The sequence below is a fragment of the Azospirillum sp. CT11-132 genome, from assembly GCF_047302835.1.
In the GTDB taxonomy this organism is placed as follows: Bacteria; Pseudomonadota; Alphaproteobacteria; order Azospirillales; family Azospirillaceae; genus Azospirillum.
This window is the reverse complement of the sequence record NZ_JBGLZA010000006.1, coordinates 380,001-398,164: the sequence shown is the minus strand read 5'-3', so window position 1 is coordinate 398,164 and position 18,164 is coordinate 380,001. Positions and strand designations below refer to the sequence as shown.

The window sequence follows — 18,164 nt, the reverse complement described above, 5'->3', positions numbered from 1 at the left end:
TATCCGGCTTCAGACCGCGGCCTTAGACCGCGAACGAGTTGCCGCAGCCGCAGGACGCCGTGGCGTTCGGGTTCTTGATCTGGAAGGCGGCGCCCATCAGGTCTTCGACATAATCCAGCGTCGCGCCGGCCAGCAGGTCGAGCGAGGCGTCGTCGGTGACCACCTTGGTGCCGTCCTTCTCGAAGACATGGTCCTCGTCGGTCGCGGTCTCGTCGAAGGTGAAGCCGTACTGGAAGCCGGAGCAGCCGCCGCCGGAGACGGTCAGGCGCAGCATCAGGTTGGGATTGCCCTCCTGCTCGATCAGGAAGGCGACGCGCTTGGCGGCGCTTTCGCTGACGCCAAGAACGCGGGTTTCGGTGGGAAGTGCGGTGTCGGGCATGGGATGGCCCCTCTGGTGCGGTGCGGGAGTTGCGACAAATGTAAGGGGGATCGGGGGCTTCGTCAAAGTATGGGCACCCTTGCGCCAAACCGTTGCGCTTCTGGCACGCTTGTCCGCCGGCAGCGCCGGGGGGCGGGGCATAGCACGCCTTCGCCGTTGCGCCTGCGTTTTCCCGCCGGTAGTGTCCGCCCCATGACGGCGGACTGTTCCCACGATCGGCTGGCTCCTTTTGCCTGCAACCCGGCGGACACGCGCGGGCGGCTGACGGCGGAGCCTGAAAGCCCGACGCGCTCGTGCTTTCAGCGCGACCGCGACCGCATCGTGCATTCCGGGGCCTTCCGCCGGCTGAAGCACAAGACGCAGGTCTTCGTCTATCACGAGGGCGACTATTACCGCACCCGGCTGACCCACAGTCTGGAGGTGGCGCAGATCGCCCGCTCCATCAGCCGCACGCTCGGCCTGAACGAGGATCTGGCGGAGGCGGTGGCGCTGGCCCACGACCTTGGCCACACCCCCTTCGGCCATGCCGGCGAAGACGCGCTGAACGCCTGCATGGAGCCGTTCGGCGGCTTTGCCCACAACGACCAGACCTTGCGCATCCTGACGCGGCTGGAACGGCGCTATGCCGAGTTCGACGGGCTGAACCTGACCTGGGAAGCGGTGGAGGGTGTGGTCAAGCACAACGGCCCGCTGCTGCCGCTGCTGCCCGGACAGCGGCTGCCGACGACGATCGCCGCCTTTCAGGGCGAGTGGGATCTGGAGCTGCATACCAACCCGGGGGCCGAGGCGCAGGTGGCGGCGCTGGCCGACGACATCGCCTACAACAACCACGACATCGACGACGGCCTGCGCGCCGGCCTGTTCACGGTCGAGGAGGTGGCGGAACTGCCGCTGGTCGGCCCGATTATTCGCGAAGTGTGCGACCGCTATCCGGGGCTGGAACGCTCGCGCCTGATCCACGAGACGGTGCGGCGGATGATCAACGCCATGGTGGTCGATCTGGTGACGGAGACGCGGCGGCGGCTGGCGGAGCACAAGCCGGGAAGCGCCGCCGAGCTGCGCGCCCTGCCGCTGGCGATGGTCAGCTTCTCCGACGGGATGCTGGAGGCGCAGCGGCCGTTGCGCGCCTTCCTGCGCCAGCGCATGTACCGGCACTATCGCGTGAACCGCGAGATGAGCAAGTGCAAGCGCGTGGTGCGCGCCCTGTTCGAGCTGTTCATGGACGAGCCCAACACCCTGCCGACCGAATGGCAGCGCGACATCGCCAAGGCAGGCGGCGACGCCGACCTTGCGGTGCGTGCCCGCCATGTGGCCGACTATATCGCCGGCATGACCGACCGCTACGCGCTGGCCGAACATGACCGGCTGTTTGATCTGCATGTGAAGACCTGACGTGAAGACCTGAGCCGCGAGGCTCCTGTGACCTCCTGAAAAGACGACCTGAGACGATGAATATTTTCAAGGCCTTCGAGACCGATATTCGCAAGCTGCTGGAGGAACTTGCCGCGGAGGGTGCCATCCCCGCCGGGCTGGACAGCAGCCGTCTGACGGTCGAGCCGCCGCGCGAGGCCTCGCATGGCGACCTGTCCACCAACGCCGCCATGATCCTGGCGAAGCCGGCGAAGATGGCGCCGCGTGCCCTGGCGGAGCTGCTGGTCGCCAAGCTGAAGAGCCGCGCCGACGTGGAGTCGGTGGAGATCGCCGGTCCGGGCTTCGTCAACCTGCGCCTGACGCCGGACGTCTGGCGCGACCGCATCCGCGACGTGCTGACCGCCGGCACCGCCTATGGCGACAGCGACCTGGGTGGGAAGACGCCGGTCAATGTGGAGTATGTGTCGGCCAACCCGACAGGCCCGCTGCATGCCGCCCATGGCCGCGGCGCCGTGTTCGGCGACGCGCTGGCCTCGCTGCTGGAAAAGGCCGGCTACGCCGTCAGCCGGGAATATTACATCAACGATGCCGGCGCCCAGGTCGACGTGCTGGGGCGGTCCACCTTCATCCGCTACCGCGAGGCGCTGGGCGAGGAGGTGGGCGAGATCCCGGCCGGCCTCTATCCCGGCGAGTATCTGAAGGAGGTCGGTCAGGCGCTGGCGGAGCGTGACGGCAACCGCTGGGTCGGCACCGACGAGTCCGAATGGCTGCCGGCCTGCCGCGACTTCGCGATTTCCATGATCATGGGCTGGATCAAGGAGGATCTCGGCGTGCTGGGCGTCACCATGGACGTCTACAGCAGCGAGCGCGCGCTGGTGACGGCCGGGGCCGTCGACAAGGCGCTGACGGCGCTGGAGGAACGCGGCCTGATCTACACCGGCGTGCTGGAGCCGCCGAAGGGCAAGAAGCCCGACGATTGGGAGCCGCGCCCGCAGACCCTGTTCAAGTCCACCGATTTCGGCGACGACGTCGACCGGCCGCTGAAGAAGTCGGACGGGTCCTTCACCTATTTCTCGAACGACATCGCCTATCACTTCGACAAGTACAAGCGCGGCTTCGGCAGCCTGATCGACGTGTGGGGCGCCGACCATGGCGGCTACGTCAAGCGGATGCAGTCGGCGACCACCGCGGTGACCGAGGGCAAGGCCTCGCTGGACGTGAAGCTCTGCCAGCTGGTCCATCTGATGCAGAACGGCCAGCCGGTGAAGATGTCCAAGCGCGCCGGCACCTTCGTGACGCTGCGCGACGTCATCGATCAGGTCGGCAAGGACGTGGTCCGCTTCATCATGCTGACCCGCCGCAACGACCAGACGCTGGATTTCGACTTCGCCAAGGTGACGGAGCAGTCGAAGGACAACCCGGTCTTCTACGTGCAGTACGCCCACGCCCGCTGCCGCTCTGTCCTGCGCCATGCCGCGACGGCGCTGCCGCAGCTTGACCAGACGCCGGCGGCTCTGGCGGCTTCGGCGAACCTCGCCCGGCTCGATGCCGAGGAGGAGATGGCGCTGGCCAAGCGCATGGCCACCTGGCCGCGCGTGGTCGAGGCGGCGGCGGAGGCGCATGAGCCGCACCGCATCGCCTTCTTCCTCTATGATCTTGCCAGCGACTTCCACGCTCTGTGGAACCGGGGCCGCGACGATGCCTCGCTGCGCTTCCTGATCGAGGGCGATGCGGAGCTGACGACGGCCCGTCTGGCGCTGATCGCCGCGGTCGCGACGGTCATCGCGTCGGGTCTCAAGGTGATGGGTGTCGAACCTGTGGAGGAACTGCGTTCATGAGGTACGACGGCGACGTCAACTACGCGGCCAATCCCTATGGGATGCCGCCCCGACAGTCCGCGAACAAGCGCGGGCTGCTGGCGCTCGGCTTCGCGGTGGTCGGCGTCGTTGCCTTCGCCGGTGCGGCGGTCGTCGGGCTTCGCGGGCATGACCGGCTGTCCGGCGACGGTCCGCCGCTGCTGGCCGCCGACCCCACCCCGCCCAAGTCGCGTCCCGACCAGCCGGGCGGGATGGAGGTGCCGCACCAGGACATCCTGGCCTATGAGCGGCTGCGCGACCATGACGGCGGGCGCGGCAATCAGGTGGAACGGCTGCTGCCGCCGCCGGAGGTGCCGCTGCCGCGCCCGGTGGTGACGCCGCAGATGCCGGCCGTGGTGCCGCTGCCGTCGGTCCCGTCGGTTGCCCAGCTGCCGCCGGGCTCCACCGCCACCGTGCTGCGCGACAGCGTCGCCGCGGCGGTCGCTGCGGCGGCTCCGCTGGCCGCTCCGGAGCCGGCACCCGGCCTGTCCGCCGCGGATCCGGCCGCCGCGCCGCCGGTTCAGACGCAAGCCACCCAGGCGCCGCCCAGCGTGGCCGCCAAGCCGCAGCAGCCGCCCCCCGCTCCGGCCAAGCCGGTTGTCCAGCAGCAGGCCTCCACGGCGAAGCCGCCTGCTCCGCCGCCGGTCCAGCAGAATGCCGCTCCGTCGATGGGACAGCTGATCGCCAAGCTGGAGGCCGCCTCGCTGCCCGCCGCCCCGGCCAAGGCGGCGCCTCAGCCGGCGAAGGCCGCGCCCGCCGCCATGCCCGCCCCCACGCCCGCTGTTGTCGGCGGCAGCGGCGGCTGGCGGGTCCAACTGGCGTCGGTGCGTAGCGAAGGAGAGGCTGCCGCCGAATGGCGCCGTCTGGCCGGGCGCCATTCCGATGCGCTGGGCGGCCTGTCCATGCATGTCGCGAAGGTCGATCTCGGTCCGAAGGGCGTCTTCTATCGGGTGCAGGGCGCCGGTGCCGACGAGGCGCGGGCCAAGTCCGTCTGCGCCCAGCTGCGCGCACAGAATGTGGGGTGTGTGGTTGTCCGTCCCTGATTCGGTGGGTCGTAACCTAGTGGACCCCGCCACCCCGGTTGCCCGTCCGCGCGCGGTCGTCTTCGGCTGCGCCGGGTTGGAGGTGACGCCCGACGAGGCCGCCTTCTTCCACGAGGCCGATCCGCTCGGCTTCATCCTGTTCCGCCGCAACTGCGACAGCCGCGACCAGATGCGCCGGCTGGTGGACGATCTGCGCGCCAGCGTCGGCCGGCCCGACGCCCCGGTGCTGATCGACCAGGAGGGCGGCCGGGTCGCGCGCATGCGCCCGCCGCATTGGCCGGCCCACCCGCCGATGGGCGTGTTCGGCGCGCTCGCCGCGCGCGACGCCGAAGCCGGGCGCGAGGCCGCCCAAGAGGCTGCCTGGATCAACGGCCGGCTGCTCGCCCACATGCTGGCGGAGGTCGGCATCACGGTGGATTGCGCGCCGGTCTGCGACGTGCCGGTGGAGGGCGCGCACGACATCATCGGCGACCGCGCCTTCTCGCGCGACCCCGCCCTGGTGATCGCGCTGGCCCGCGCCACCGCCGACGGGCTGCTGGCCGGTGGCGTGCTGCCGGTGGTCAAGCACATCCCCGGCCACGGACGCGCCTTCGCCGACAGCCATGCCGAGCTGCCGGTGGTGGAGGCCGATCGCGCGACGCTGGAAGCCACCGACTTCGCCCCCTTCCGCGCACTGGCCGACCTGCCGCTGGCGATGGTGGCCCATGTGGTGCTGAAGGCCATCGACCCGACCGCCCCGGCCAGCACCTCCGCCATCGTGGTGCGCGAGGTGGTGCGGGGGCCGTCCATCGGCTTCGGCGGGCTGCTGTTCAGCGACGATCTGTCGATGAACGCGCTGCAGGGCGACCCGAGGGCACGGGCGGAAGCGGTGCTGGCGGCCGGCATGGATGTCGTGCTCCACTGCAACGGCGACTTGGCCGAGATGCGGTCTCTGGTCGACGCCGTTCCGGTGCTGAGCGGCGCGGCGGCCGAGCGCTGGGCGCGGGCGGAGGCGATGCGCCACGCGCCGGAACCGGCGGACATCGCGGCATTGACGACCCGGCTGGCCGAGCTTCTCGGCACGGCCCAAGCCTGACGGACGGGAGCGGACGATGGAGGAATGGATCTTCCAGGTGACGGCCGTGGCCCTGCCGGCCATCCTCGCCATCACCATGCACGAGGCGGCGCACGGCTTCGTCGCCTGGAGGCTGGGTGACGACACCGCCTATCGGCTGGGGCGCGTCACCTTCAACCCGATCCGCCACATCGACCCGTTCGGGACGGTGCTGCTGCCGGCGCTGATGTATTTCACCACCGGTTTCGTCTTCGGCTGGGCCAAGCCGGTGCCGGTCAATTTCGCCCGGCTGGACCATCCGCGCCGCGACATGGTCTGGGTGGCGCTGGCCGGTCCGGGGACCAACTTCCTGCTGGCGGTGGCGTCGGCGGTGCTCTGGCGGCTGGTCAATCCGGAAAACAGCTATATCGAACTGTGGATCCGCTCCGCCGCCGAGGTTTCGGTGCTCGTCAACGTCATCCTGATGGTGTTCAACCTGATCCCGCTGCCGCCGCTGGACGGCGGACGGGTCGCGGTCGGCATCCTGCCGGATTTTCTGGCGGTTCCGCTGGCGAAGCTGGAGCGCTTCGGGCTGCTGATCCTGATGGCGGCCTTCTTCCTGCTGCCGATGCTGGGGCGGCAGATCGGCATGGACCTCAGCGTCATGCATTGGGTGCTGGGTCCGCCCGTGGACGCGGTGATCGACTTCATCCGCATCCTGACCGGCAACGACTGAATGCGATCATATGGCTGATCTGGTGGCCGAGCGTCTGGGCGACGCCCCCGCTGCCGCGGAGGCGTCGCCGTCCGAGCAGCTTTTGCTGGTGCTGGACGGCTTCGAAGGACCGCTCGACATGCTGCTGGCGTTGGGGCGTGACCAGAAGGTCGACCTGACGCGCATCTCCATCCTGGAACTGGCCGACCAGTATCTCGCCTTCGTGGCGGAGGCGCGGAAGGTGCGGCTGGAGCTGGCTGCCGACTATCTGGTGATGGCGGCGTGGCTGGCCTATTTGAAGTCGCGCCTGCTGCTGCCCGAACCGGAGGGGGAGGAGCCGTCCGGCGAGGATATGGCGGCGGCGCTCGCCTTCCAGCTCCAGCGGCTGGAGGCGATGAAGGGCGTGGCCGAAAAGCTGTTCGCCCGTCCGCGCCTGGGCATCGACGTTCACCCGCGCGGCGCGCCGGAGGACTTGGACCTGCAGCGCAAGTCGGTTTACGAGGTCACGCTGTTCGACCTGCTGCGCGCCTATGGCCAGCAGCGCGCCCGCAAGGACTCCTCGGTCCTGCACATCGCCCCGGTCCGCCTCTATTCGATGGAGGAGGCGGTGCAGCGCCTGTCGTCGCTGCTGGGCCGCATGCCGGACTGGGCGACGCTGGCGAGCTTCCTGCCGGGCGGGGAGGGCGGCGGGTTGCTGACCCGCTCCGCCCTGGCCGCCCATTTCGCGGCGACTCTGGAACTGGCGAAGGCCGGCCGGGTGGAACTGCGCCAGGAGGGCGCCTTCGCCCCGCTTTATGTCCGCGGGCGCTCCGGCGATTCCCAGGGCGGCGACAATTCGGAAGAAGCACAGTCCCATGATTAAGGAAGTCACCGACGCCCACGAGGCGGAGGCCCGCATCGGCAGGCTGCGCCTGCTGGAGGCGCTGCTGTTTGCCTCGGCCGAGCCGCTGGACGAGGAGACGCTGGCCGGACGGATCGGGACGGAGATCGGCCCGCTGCTGGAGGAGTTGCGCGCCCATTACGCCCCGCGCGGCGTCAATCTGGTGCGCACAGGCGGCGGCTGGGCCTTCCGCACCGCGGTCGATCTGGCACCCGAGCTGCGGCGCGAGGAGGAAGTGTCGCGCAAGCTCTCGCGCGCCGCCATCGAAACGCTGGCGATCATCGCCTATCACCAGCCGGTGACCAGGGCCGAGATCGAATCGATCCGCGGCGTCGCCACCAGCAAGGGCACGCTGGATCTGCTGATGGAACATGGCTGGATCCGGCCGGGCAAGCGGCGGGAGACGCCGGGCCGGCCGTTGACCTGGATCACCACCGACCATTTCCTCGATCATTTCGGGCTGGAAAGCCTGCGCGACCTGCCCAACGTCGATGATCTGCGCGCCGCCGGCCTGCTGGACAGTCGCCCGGTGCTGCTTGGACTGGGGACCACCGGCGACGACAGCGCGTTGGGGACCGACGACGATGCGTGACTTCCGCGCGGGACCGCGTTTTTAGGGGCGCTCGCGCGAATTCCCGTGAAAGCTCAATGACAACCGTTTAAGGATGGTGGGGCGAACGTTGCGGCCCTACGGCCTTTCTGCCATAGTGCCGCCCCGCCGCTAAGGCCGTTCAAACGTGATAGGCGCGCCATGGGTTCTTTCAGCATCTGGCACTGGATCATCGTTCTTCTGATCGTTCTTCTGCTGTTCGGCGCCGGCAAGCTGCCGAAGGTGATGGGCGACCTCGCCAAGGGCGTGAAGTCCTTCAAGGCTGGCCTGCAGGACGACAGCGACGATGCAGCCCCGGGCAGCAACGCCAAGACCATCCCGAACCAGCCGGCCAACACGGCCGAAACCGCGGCCAAGAAGGACGAGGCGGTCCGCAGCTGACCGGCGGGCGCGCGGGCGCCCTTTCGGAACGCCGCGCGCCGACCCTGCCCACCGCATTCGTGAAGCCGGAAGAACATGTTCGACATCGCTTGGTCCGAACTGATGGTGATCGCCGTGATCGCCCTTGTGGTCATCGGACCCAAGGATCTGCCGAAGGCGATCTTCACGCTCGGCAAATGGGTGCGTAAGGCCAGAGGCGTCGCGCGCGAATTCCAGACCCACATCGACGACATGATGCGGGAAACCGAGTTGGACGAGCTTCGCAAGGAAGCGCTGAAGACCCGCGATCTGAACATCAAGAAGATGATGGAAGACACCATCGACCCGAAGGGGGAGATGGGCAAGGCCTTCGATCCCAAGAGCTTCGATGTCGGGCTGAACGGCCATCAGGGCAGTACCCCGGAGCCGGACCTGCCCCAGGCGCCGCCGCCCTCCGCTCCGGCGGTCACCGACAGCGTGGCGCCGTCGGCGGCCCCCTCTCCGATCACCGTTACGCCTAGCACCACCGAACCGCCGCAACCGGTTCCGGCCCCCGCGCCGCAGCCCGCTCCGGCCCCGCGGCCGGATGCCGTGGCCTCCGCCCAGCCGACCGACAAGCAGACCTGAAGATAAAGACGGGCCATGACCGGCGAAACGCAGCAGGACGAACTCGAAGACAGCAAGATGCCGCTGATCGATCACCTGATCGAGCTGCGGAACCGGCTGATGTGGTCGATCGGTGCGATCCTGATCGCCTTCCTGCTGTGTTATGCGGTGTCGGACAAGATCTATAACTTCCTGGTGCAGCCGCTGGCCGACCTGCTGGCGGGGCAGGGGCGGCGGATGATCTACACCGGCCTGACCGAAGCCTTCTTCACCTATGTGAAGGTGGCGTTCTGGGCCGGCTGCTTCATCTCCTTCCCGATCATCGCCAGCCAGATCTGGATGTTCGTTGCGCCGGGGCTGTACAAGCACGAGCGCAAGGCCTTCCTGCCCTTCCTGGTGGCGACGCCGGTGATGTTCCTGACCGGCGCCGGCATCGTCTATTACTTCATCTTCCCGATGGCCTGGCGCTTCTTCCTGGGATTCGAGTTCCATCCCGGCGGCGACGGCAACGCCCTGCCCATCGAGTTCGAGGCGCGTGTCGGCGAATACCTGCATCTGGTGATGTCGCTGATCTTCGCCTTCGGCATCGCCTTCCAGTTGCCGGTCCTGCTGACCCTGCTGGTCCGCGTCGGCATCATTAGCACCGATGCGCTGGCGTCGAAGCGGCGCTATGCCATCGTCGGCGCCTTCATTGCCGCCGCGGTGCTGACCCCGCCGGACGTCATCAGCCAGGTCAGTCTGGCGTTGCCGCTGATCGCGCTCTACGAAATCGCGATCATCATCGGCCGCCGGATCGAAAAGGCGCGGGCCGAGACGGAAGCTCAATAGTCAGACAGGCTTTTTGTCTGCCGTGACGCAGGGTAATAATCCGTCCGTCGTGGACATGCCGCCATTCTCGCGCTAAAAGCACGGTTCGGCCAATGGAAGGCCGCAGCCGCGCACCCGGAGCCTTGACCGTATGCAGACCGCCAACGACATCCGTCGCACGTTCCTGGATTTCTTCGCCAAGCAGGGCCATCAGAAAGTCGATTCGTCGCCGCTCGTGCCGCGCAACGACCCGACGCTGATGTTCACCAACGCCGGCATGGTCCAGTTCAAGAACGTCTTCACCGGTGCCGAGACGCGGCCGTACAAGCGCGCCGTCACCTCGCAGAAATGCGTGCGCGCCGGCGGCAAGCACAACGACCTGGACAATGTCGGCTATACCGCGCGGCACCACACCTTCTTCGAGATGCTGGGGAACTTCTCCTTCGGCGATTATTTCAAGGACGACGCCATCGCGTTCGCCTGGAACCTGATCACCAAGGAATATGGTCTGCCGGCCGACAAGCTGCTGGTGACGGTCCACACCTCCGACGAGGATGCCGCGGCGATCTGGCGCAAGGTCGCCGGCCTGTCGGACGACCGCATCATCCGCATCCCGACCGACGACAATTTCTGGCGCATGGGCGACACCGGCCCCTGCGGCCCGTGCTCCGAGATTTTCTTCGATCACGGCCCGTCGATCGCCGGCGGCCCGCCGGGCAGCCCGGATGAGGATGGCGACCGCTTCATCGAGATCTGGAACCTCGTGTTCATGCAGTATGAACAGCTGGGTCCGGACAATCTGGTGCCGCTGCCCAAGCCGTCGATCGACACCGGCATGGGGCTGGAGCGTCTGGCCGCTGTCCTGCAGGGCAAGCACGACAACTACGACATCGACCTGATGCGGGCGCTGATCATGGCGTCGGCCGAGGCGACCAAGACCTCGCCGGACGGCGCGCATGCCGTGTCGCACCGCGTCATCGCCGACCATCTGCGCTCCACCTCCTTCCTGATCGCCGATGGCGTGCTGCCGTCGAACGAGGGCCGCGGCTATGTGCTGCGCCGCATCATGCGCCGCGCCATGCGCCACGCCCACATGATCGGCGCGCGCGAGCCGCTGATGCACCGTCTGGTCCCGGCGCTGATCCAGCAGATGGGCGATGCCTATCCGGAGCTGAACCGCGCCCGCGCCCTGATCGTCGAGACGCTGAAGCTGGAGGAAACCCGCTTCAAGCAGACGCTGGAGCGCGGCCTGCGCCTGCTGGAGGACGAGGTCGGCCATCTGGGCGAAGGCCAGCCGCTGGCCGGCGACGTCGCCTTCAAGCTGTACGACACCTACGGCTTCCCGCTCGACCTGACCCAGGACGTGCTGCGCGGCCAGGGCCGCGGCGTCGACGAGGCCGGCTTCAAGGCGGCGATGGACGAGCAGCGCCGCAAGGCCCGCGAATCCTGGGCCGGCTCGGGCGAGGTCGGCACCGAGAAGCTGTGGTACGAGATCAAGGACGAGTTGGGCGCCACCGAGTTCTTCGGTTACGACACCGAAGTGGCCGAGGGCAAGGTGACGGCCATCGTCAAGGGCGACGCCCGCGTCGAGGCCGCCGCCATCGGCGATCAGGTGCTGGTCGTCGTCAACCAGACGCCCTTCTACGGTGAATCGGGCGGTCAGGTCGGCGATGCCGGCGTGATCTTCTCCGCCGGTGGGGCCGAGGTCGCGGTGTCCGACACGCTGAAGAAGCTGGGCGCCGTGTGGGCCCATGTCGGGACGGTGACCAAGGGCACGCTCAAGGTCGGCGACGTGGTCGAGCTGCGCGTGGACACCGAGCGCCGCGCCGCCATCCGCGCCAACCACTCCGCCACCCACCTGCTGCACGAGGCGCTGCGCCATCGCCTGGGCGACCATGTCACCCAGAAGGGCTCGCTGGTGGCGCCGGAGCGTCTGCGCTTCGACATCAGCCAGCCGACCGGCCTGTCCGCCGCCGACATCGCCGCCATCGAGGACGAGGTGAACCGCCGCGTCCTCGCCAACAGCGAGGTCATCACCCGCCTGATGTCCCCGGACGAGGCCCGCGCCCAGGGCGCCATGGCCCTGTTCGGTGAGAAGTACGGCGACGAGGTCCGCGTCGTTTCCATGGGCGGCCCGCACGGCGAGATCGACCGCGATTACTCCATCGAGCTGTGCGGCGGCACCCATGTCCGCCGCACCGGCGACATCGGCGTGTTCAAGATCGTCTCCGAGGGCGCCGTCGCCGCCGGCGTCCGCCGCATCGAGGCGCTGACCGGCACCGGCGCCAAGGCGTGGCTGTCCGAGCGCGACCATCTGCTGACCGAGGCGGCGAGCGTTCTGAAGGTGAAGCCCGACGAGGTTCCGTCCCGTGTGGCGGTCCTGGTCGAGGAACGCCGCAAGATGGAGCGCGAACTGGCCGATCTGCGCCGTCAGGTCGCCATGGGCGGCGGTGCCAAGGCCGACGGCGGCAATGAGGCCAAGGACGTTGCCGGCGTGAAGTTCGCCGCGCGCGTGGTCGAAGGCCTGCCGGCCAAGGACCTGAAGCCGATGGCCGACGAGTTGAAGAAGCAGGTCGGCTCCGGCGTCGTGGTGCTGATCGCCTCGAACGAGGGCAAGGCCTCCATCGTCATCGGCGTGACCGACGACCTGACCGGCACCCTCAGCGCCGTCGATCTGGTCCGCGTCGGCGCCGAGGCGCTGGGCGGCAAGGGCGGCGGCGGCCGGCCGGACATGGCCCAGGCCGGCGGTCCCGACGCCTCGCTGGCCCATGCTGCGATCGAGGCCATTGAAAAGGCGATCGCGGCCAAGAAGGCCTCCTGATCGCACTGAAACCCGGCCCTCGGATCCCTCCGGGGGCCGTTTTTCTGTTCGTGCCGTCTTCAAAGGTCCGGCGATGGAACTGCCCACTCTTCCCTTCACCGTGACCGACTGGGCCGCTGTCCCTGCCACCGAACATCCGGGCGAAGCCGGCAAGGCGCTGTGGCGCAGCTTCCATGCCGGGGAACTGCGGGTGCGGCTGGTCGAATACACGCCGGGCTATCTGGCCGACCATTGGTGCGACCGCGGCCATGTGCTGTTCGTGGTCAGCGGCGAGCTGATCACCGAGTTGAAGGACGGCCGTCGTTTCGTCCTGACCGCCGGCATGAGCTATCAGGTGTCGGATTTCGGCGACGAACCGCATCGGTCCTCGACCGAAACCGGTGCCACCCTGTTTATCGTGGACTGAAACCTTCTCGCTTGAGGGAGCCCACCCATGCGCTTCACCGGAACCGACCGCTATGTCGCCACCGACGACCTGATGGTGGCGGTCAACGCCGCCATCACGCTGGAGCGGCCGCTTCTGGTGAAGGGGGAACCCGGCACCGGCAAGACCGTGCTGGCGGTGGAGATTGCCCGCGCGTTGAACAAGCCGCTGCTGTCCTGGCATGTGAAGTCGACCACCGAGGCGCAGCAGGGCCTCTACGAATACGACGCGGTCAGCCGCCTGCGCGACAGCCAGTTGGGCGAGGCGAAGGTCCACGACATCGCCAACTACATCGTCCGCGGCAAGCTGTGGGAGGCCTTCGAGGCGCCGGAGTCTCCGGTCCTGCTGATCGACGAGATCGACAAGGCCGACATCGAGTTCCCCAACGACCTGCTGCTGGAACTCGACCGTATGGAGTTCCACGTTTACGAAACCCGCCAGACGATCAAGGCGGGCAAGCGCCCCATCGTCATCATCACGTCGAACAACGAGAAGGAACTGCCGGACGCCTTCCTGCGCCGCTGCTTCTTCCACTACATCCGCTTTCCCGAGCGCGAGACGATGGAGCGCATCGTCGAGGTCCATTACCCCGGCCTGAAATCCGCGCTGCTGCGCGAGGCGCTGAACCTGTTCTACGACCTGCGCGAGGTTCCGGGGCTGAAGAAGAAGCCCTCGACCTCCGAGCTGTTGGACTGGATCAAGTTGCTGATGGTCGAGGACGTCGATCCCGAGACCCTGCGCGCCAAGGATGCCCGTACGCTGATCCCGCCGCTGTGCGGCGCGCTGCTGAAGAACGAGCAGGACGTCCACACGCTGGAACGGCTGGCGTTCCTGGCGAAGCGGGGGCGGTGAGGGGTGGGCAGCACTTGCCCCCACCCTAACCCTCCCCCGCTGGGCGGGGGAGGGGATTGGACCCTTGTCGGCGTTCAACGGCAGTCCCTCCCCCGCCCAGCTCTCGCACAAAGCTTCGCTTTGTGCTGACGCGGCAGGCGGACCGCAGGTCCGCTGAGAGCGGGGGAGGTTAGGTGGGGGTCTAACTTTGGCCCCTTCAAACCCCCTCGACTTCCTCCATCGCCACGCCCAGCGCCGTCCCCGCCACCGACTGCACCGTCACCCGGCTGCGCCCGCCGCCCAGCGGCATCACGCGGATCTGCGTGCCGACGCGTTCGACCATCGCCGGAACGTGGCTGATGACGCCGACCTGACGGCCGCCGGCCTGCAGAGCCTCCAGGCAGGACAGCGCTACGTCCAGGCTGTCGGGGTCGAGCGTGCCGAACCCCTCGTCGATGAACAGCGTGCCGATCCCGCCGGAGGTCCCCGCCGCCATTGCCGACAGGCCGAGCGCCAGGGCCAGCGACACCAGGAACAGTTCGCCGCCGGACAGGCTGTGCACGCCGCGCCGCTCGTCGCCCATCTCGCGGTCGACCACCTGGATTTCCAGATCGGCCCCCGCCACCCGCTCCAGCCGATAGCGGCGGGCGAGATCCTCCAGATGCCGATTTGCGTGGGTCAGCAGCAGGTCCAGGCTCAAGCTCTGGGCGAAGTTGCGCATCTTCTGACCGTTCGCCGAGCCGATCAGCTGTGCCATCTTGCCCCACAGCGCACAGCGCGCCTGCTGCGCCTCGATCGCCACCCGCAGCCCTGCCAGCCGTTGCCGGTTGCCATCATCGGCCTCCAGCCGTCCACGCGCCGAGCCCAGCCGGTCGCGGTCCTGTTCCAGAACCGCGCGGGTGCTCTCGGCCACGGCGGCAGCGTCTTCGGCGCTCAGCGCCGGCCCGCCCGCGGCATGGTGATCGGCGCGCTGCCGCCGGCGCTCGGCCACCACCAGCGCCGCGTCGCCGCGCGCCCGCTCCAGCACCGCCAATGTCAGCTCTTCCGCCTCCAGCTCGCTTTCGGCCGCCGCCAGCAATCGGCGAACCTCGTCCAACCCGGCGCCACGCTCCGCCGCCGCGCGCTCCAGCCGCTCGCCGGCCGCCCGTGCCTTGTCGGCACACTGCCGCGCCGCCTCGCCCCGGGTCTCGCGCTCACGCTCCGCCGCCGACAGCCGTGCGACGGCGTCCTGCCGTGCGAACGTGGCTTTTTCCACCAGGGCTTCGGCCTCGTGCCGCTCCCCGGCCAATGCCCGTCGCACCACCGCCACCGGCCGGCCACCCAGAAGAGCACTTCGCGTTGCCCGCGCCTCCGCCAGCCGGCCGGTGAGATCGTTAGCCCGCTTGCGCGCCTCCTCCTCGGCCCGCAGCGCCGCGTCCAACTCTGCCGTCTGCACCGCGAGTTCGCCGGTGGACCGTTCCACCTCGCGTGTGGCGCGGGCCAGCGCGCCGGTCTTTTCGCGGCACTCGGCAACCCGCGACGCCAATCCGACCCGATACCCGTCCGCTTCCCGTTCCAGCCGTGCCCGCCAGTCGGCTTCCCCCGCCAGGCCTTCGTCCAACTCCGCCAGGGCGGCATCCCGATCTGCCTTTGCCCAATCCAGCGCCGCCACCGCCAGCGCCAAAGCCTGCCGTCCGTCGGCCAGCCGATGCCGGTTCGCCTCGCACTCCGCCGCCAGCCCAGCCGCCGCGGTCTCGAGCCGCCGATGGTCCTGTTGAGCGGCATCCACCCGCCTGCGGTGGTCGAGCGCCCGTTCCTCCTCGGCTGCAATGGCCGCCAGCCGCCGGTCGGCCTCCTCGACCGCGTTGCGGATGTCGGCCAGCGTTCCGCCCTCTGCCTCCCAACCGGCAGCCGTCGCCTGTTCCGCCCAGCGCAGTTCCAGCCCCTCGGCTTCCCGCACCATGGCGGCCAGCCGGGCCGTCAGTCCCTCGGCGCCCTTGCGCGCAGCCCCTTCCGCCGCCTCCAGCGCAGCATGGCGGGCGACTGTCGCGGCAAGCGCCTCGCGCAATTCGGCAAGGCGCTTTTCCTGATCCCGCGTCACCCGGCCGAGCGGCGTCGCCCCGGCCTCCGCCCAGGGATGCTCCGCCGATCCGCAGACCGGGCAGGGCTCTCCCTCCAACAGCCGCCCGCGCAGGCTTTCCACATCCTCGCGCTGGGCCAGCATCAGCCGCTGTAGCGTGTGCTCAGCCTCCTCGACCGCCGCCTGCTGCCCGGTTTGATGGTCGGCAAGCTCCCGCGCCGCCGTCCCGTCGCGCTCCGCCTCAGCCAGCAGCCGCAGCCGCTCACCCTCCGCCACTTCGCGCTCGACGGCCAGCCGCTGCCGAGCTTCGCCGGTGGCGAGCAGCGCCAACAGCCCGTCCCGCCGCAGCCCCGCCGTTGTCCGCGCCTGCCGCGCCTCCTCCAGCGACGGAACCGCTTCACCCCGAAGGCTTTCCAGCGCCCGCTCCGCCGCCTGACAGCGCGCGCGCGCCTCCGCCAGCCGGGCGTCCGCCGCCTCGGCGGTGGCGGCGGACGCCGCAAGCTCCCGCTCCAGCCGCCCGCGCTCCCGCGCCGCCGTCTCGCCGGTGCGGGTGTCGGTGATGGCGCGAGCCAGCAGCCGGTCCCACCGCTCCCACTGCGCGGCCACCGCGGCGATGCCGGCCTGTTCCCGCAGCCAGACCTCCAGCCGCGCCACGTCGTTCCGTGCCGCCGACAGCATGGTTTCGATGTCGCGTACCGCCTTCCCTGCCGCCCCGACGCGCTGCGTCGCCACCTTCGCCGCGGCCTCGGCAGTTTCCTGCTCGCCGGACAGCATCGCGATCCGTCCATCCAGATCGGCCGCGCGCTCAAGATCGGGCTCGGCCTTCATCTCGGCCGTGCGGGCGTCCTCGAACCGCCGGCGTGCCTCGCCATGGCGGGTGGTGGCTTCCTCCACCGCAAGCCGCGCCTGTTCCAAGGTCGCCGCCGCCCGGTCGACCGCCGCTGCGGCCTCCGCCGCGTCGCCGTTCGCCCGGTCGGCATCGGCCAACAGCGGCCGAAGCGGTTGCAGGCCGCGCAGCCGGGCCGCCGCCTCGCGCCGCTCCTCAGCCTCGACCCAGGCCCGCTCCGCCGTGTCCGCCGCCTCGACCGCCTTGCTCTCGGCCGCCGCGAGCTGCCCGTCGCGCTCATGCCAGGCCAATGCCGCCTGGGCGAGCGCCAGTGCCTGCTCGCCGCACCGCACCGCCTTCGCCGCCTCTTCGGCTTCCGTCTGCAAGGCCGCGCGGTCGTCGTCGCTCAGCACGCCAATGCCGCCGCCTTCCGCCAGTAGCGTGTCGAGCCGCTGCGTCTCCGCTTTCGCTCGTTCATGGGCCGCAAACGACAGGCGAGAATAGATCTCGGTTCCGGTCAGCAGTTCCAGCAATTCGGAGCGGTCCCGCGCCGGCGCCTTCAGAAAGGTGGCGAAATCACCCTGCGCCAGCAGCACGGCACGGCGGAATTGCTCGAAGCTCAGGCCGAGCCGTCGTTCGATCTCCTCCTGCACGCTCTTCTTGCCGTCGCCGAACCGCTGTTCGCCATCCAGGCTGCTCAGCGACATGCTCTGCTGCTGCAAGGCCCCCTGCGCCTTCTGCCGGGCCCGCCGCACTTCCCAGCGCGCGCGATAAGCCTCGCCGTCGATCCCGACGAAATCCACCTCGGCCCAGCCGAATCCGGCTCCCCGCCGCAAGACCGTGCGCACGTCGGTGGTGCGGATGCTGTTGGGATCGCCCTCCAGCCCCAGCATCTCGCCGCGTCCTTCCGGCAGCCGCGGCATGCGGTCGAACAGGGCAAGACACAGGGCGTCGAGAATCGTGCTCTTGCCGGCGCCGGTCGGTCCGGTGATGGCGAACAGCCCGGCCCGCTGCAGCGGCTCGCGGTCGAAATCGATGGAGAAGGTGCCGTCCAGGCTGGTCAGGTTGGCGCCGCGTACTGCGAGAATGCGCATCACATCGTCTCCTGCACGCCGGTCAGCAACTCGTGGAAGGCCGCCATCAGGTCCGGTTCGGGGTCGCCTTCGTGGCTTCGGCGGTAGAGGCGCCGGAACACCTCCTCCGGCTCAAGCGAGGCCAGATCGACCGGCGGCGCGCTGTCTGCCAACGTCTGGCCGCTGCCGGTCAGCCGCACCCCCAGCTTCAGCAGACGCACCGGCCGGCCGGCCAGCACAGCTTCGACCTCGTCGCGCAGGGCGGGGCGCGGCTCCGGCAGGGTGACCGTCACCTCCAGGAAGGGCCAGGCATCGCGCGGCAGGGCATTGTCCAGTTCCAGCCGCTTCAGCTTGTCCAATGCCGCGTCCGGGCTGGGCTCGCTGATGCGGTGGATCGGCACATGGCGTGGCACGCGCAGGGCCTCATGGTCCACCAACTGGCCGCTCGCGAACTCGGCCAGCATCACCTG

At 69.2% G+C, this 18,164-nt stretch carries 16 protein-coding genes (1 of these 16 only partly in view); 13 read left to right on the top strand and 3 right to left on the bottom strand.

Features of this window, described 5'->3' with window-relative positions:
• Positions 1–22: 22 nt before the first annotated feature.
• Positions 23–379, bottom strand: coding sequence for an iron-sulfur cluster insertion protein ErpA (gene erpA, locus ACCD06_RS25660; protein WP_085083769.1), 357 nt, complete (start codon positions 377–379; stop codon positions 23–25).
• A 192-nt stretch (positions 380–571) separates the two neighbouring features.
• Between erpA and ACCD06_RS25655 the strand changes: the two genes are divergently transcribed.
• The 13 genes from ACCD06_RS25655 to ACCD06_RS25595 all read left to right on the top strand — a co-directional run bounded on the left by ACCD06_RS25655 (position 572) and on the right by ACCD06_RS25595 (position 13,757).
• Positions 572–1,771: a deoxyguanosinetriphosphate triphosphohydrolase gene (locus ACCD06_RS25655; protein WP_413344463.1), complete on the top strand. Its 1,200-nt coding sequence runs from the start codon at positions 572–574 to the stop codon at positions 1,769–1,771.
• 56 nt (positions 1,772–1,827) lie between these two features.
• On the top strand, positions 1,828–3,588 hold the full coding sequence (gene argS, locus ACCD06_RS25650; RefSeq protein WP_413344461.1) for an arginine--tRNA ligase: 1,761 nt from the start codon (positions 1,828–1,830) through the stop codon (positions 3,586–3,588).
• Positions 3,585–4,649, top strand: coding sequence for an SPOR domain-containing protein (locus ACCD06_RS25645; protein ID WP_413344459.1), 1,065 nt, complete (start codon positions 3,585–3,587; stop codon positions 4,647–4,649). Before argS ends, ACCD06_RS25645 begins: the two co-directional genes overlap by 4 nt.
• Positions 4,621–5,724 (top strand): beta-N-acetylhexosaminidase, encoded by a 1,104-nt coding sequence (gene nagZ, locus ACCD06_RS25640; RefSeq protein ID WP_413344457.1) that lies wholly within the window; start codon positions 4,621–4,623, stop codon positions 5,722–5,724. Before ACCD06_RS25645 ends, nagZ begins: the two co-directional genes overlap by 29 nt.
• A gap of 16 nt (positions 5,725–5,740) precedes the next feature.
• Complete coding sequence (locus ACCD06_RS25635; RefSeq protein WP_109073025.1) at positions 5,741–6,418, top strand: site-2 protease family protein; 678 nt, start codon at positions 5,741–5,743, stop codon at positions 6,416–6,418.
• Between the two features lie 10 nt (positions 6,419–6,428).
• Complete coding sequence (locus tag ACCD06_RS25630) at positions 6,429–7,259, top strand: segregation and condensation protein A (RefSeq protein ID WP_413344455.1); 831 nt, start codon at positions 6,429–6,431, stop codon at positions 7,257–7,259.
• The gene (gene scpB / locus ACCD06_RS25625) at positions 7,252–7,869 is read left to right on the top strand and encodes an SMC-Scp complex subunit ScpB (protein ID WP_413344453.1); all 618 of its coding nucleotides are present in this window, start codon (positions 7,252–7,254) and stop codon (positions 7,867–7,869) included. Before ACCD06_RS25630 ends, scpB begins: the two co-directional genes overlap by 8 nt.
• Before the next feature lie 159 nt (positions 7,870–8,028).
• The gene (locus tag ACCD06_RS25620; RefSeq protein WP_042704372.1) at positions 8,029–8,268 is read left to right on the top strand and encodes a twin-arginine translocase TatA/TatE family subunit; all 240 of its coding nucleotides are present in this window, start codon (positions 8,029–8,031) and stop codon (positions 8,266–8,268) included.
• Between the two features lie 75 nt (positions 8,269–8,343).
• The gene (tatB, locus tag ACCD06_RS25615; RefSeq protein WP_109073028.1) at positions 8,344–8,874 is read left to right on the top strand and encodes a Sec-independent protein translocase protein TatB; all 531 of its coding nucleotides are present in this window, start codon (positions 8,344–8,346) and stop codon (positions 8,872–8,874) included.
• A gap of 15 nt (positions 8,875–8,889) precedes the next feature.
• The gene (tatC, locus tag ACCD06_RS25610) at positions 8,890–9,681 is read left to right on the top strand and encodes a twin-arginine translocase subunit TatC (protein ID WP_109073029.1); all 792 of its coding nucleotides are present in this window, start codon (positions 8,890–8,892) and stop codon (positions 9,679–9,681) included.
• Positions 9,682–9,811: 130 nt separating this feature from the next.
• On the top strand, positions 9,812–12,481 hold the full coding sequence (alaS, locus tag ACCD06_RS25605; RefSeq protein ID WP_413344450.1) for an alanine--tRNA ligase: 2,670 nt from the start codon (positions 9,812–9,814) through the stop codon (positions 12,479–12,481).
• A gap of 73 nt (positions 12,482–12,554) precedes the next feature.
• Complete coding sequence (locus ACCD06_RS25600; protein WP_413344448.1) at positions 12,555–12,887, top strand: DHCW motif cupin fold protein; 333 nt, start codon at positions 12,555–12,557, stop codon at positions 12,885–12,887.
• Positions 12,888–12,914: 27 nt separating this feature from the next.
• Positions 12,915–13,757 (top strand): AAA family ATPase, encoded by an 843-nt coding sequence (locus ACCD06_RS25595; protein ID WP_413344446.1) that lies wholly within the window; start codon positions 12,915–12,917, stop codon positions 13,755–13,757.
• Positions 13,758–13,953: 196 nt separating this feature from the next.
• Here the strand turns inward: ACCD06_RS25595 and ACCD06_RS25590 are convergent, their stop codons facing one another.
• Both ACCD06_RS25590 and ACCD06_RS25585 read right to left on the bottom strand, forming a co-directional pair.
• Entirely contained in the window at positions 13,954–17,715 is a 3,762-nt protein-coding gene (locus ACCD06_RS25590; protein ID WP_413344444.1) for an AAA family ATPase, read from the bottom strand.
• Positions 17,715–18,164: the end of an exonuclease SbcCD subunit D C-terminal domain-containing protein gene (locus ACCD06_RS25585; RefSeq protein WP_413344442.1), read on the bottom strand. The gene runs 795 nt beyond the window's last position; only the last 450 of its 1,245 coding nucleotides appear in the window; its start codon lies beyond the right edge, outside the window — the gene reads right to left on this strand; it ends in the stop codon at positions 17,715–17,717. The genes ACCD06_RS25590 and ACCD06_RS25585 overlap by 1 nt, the downstream gene beginning before the upstream one ends.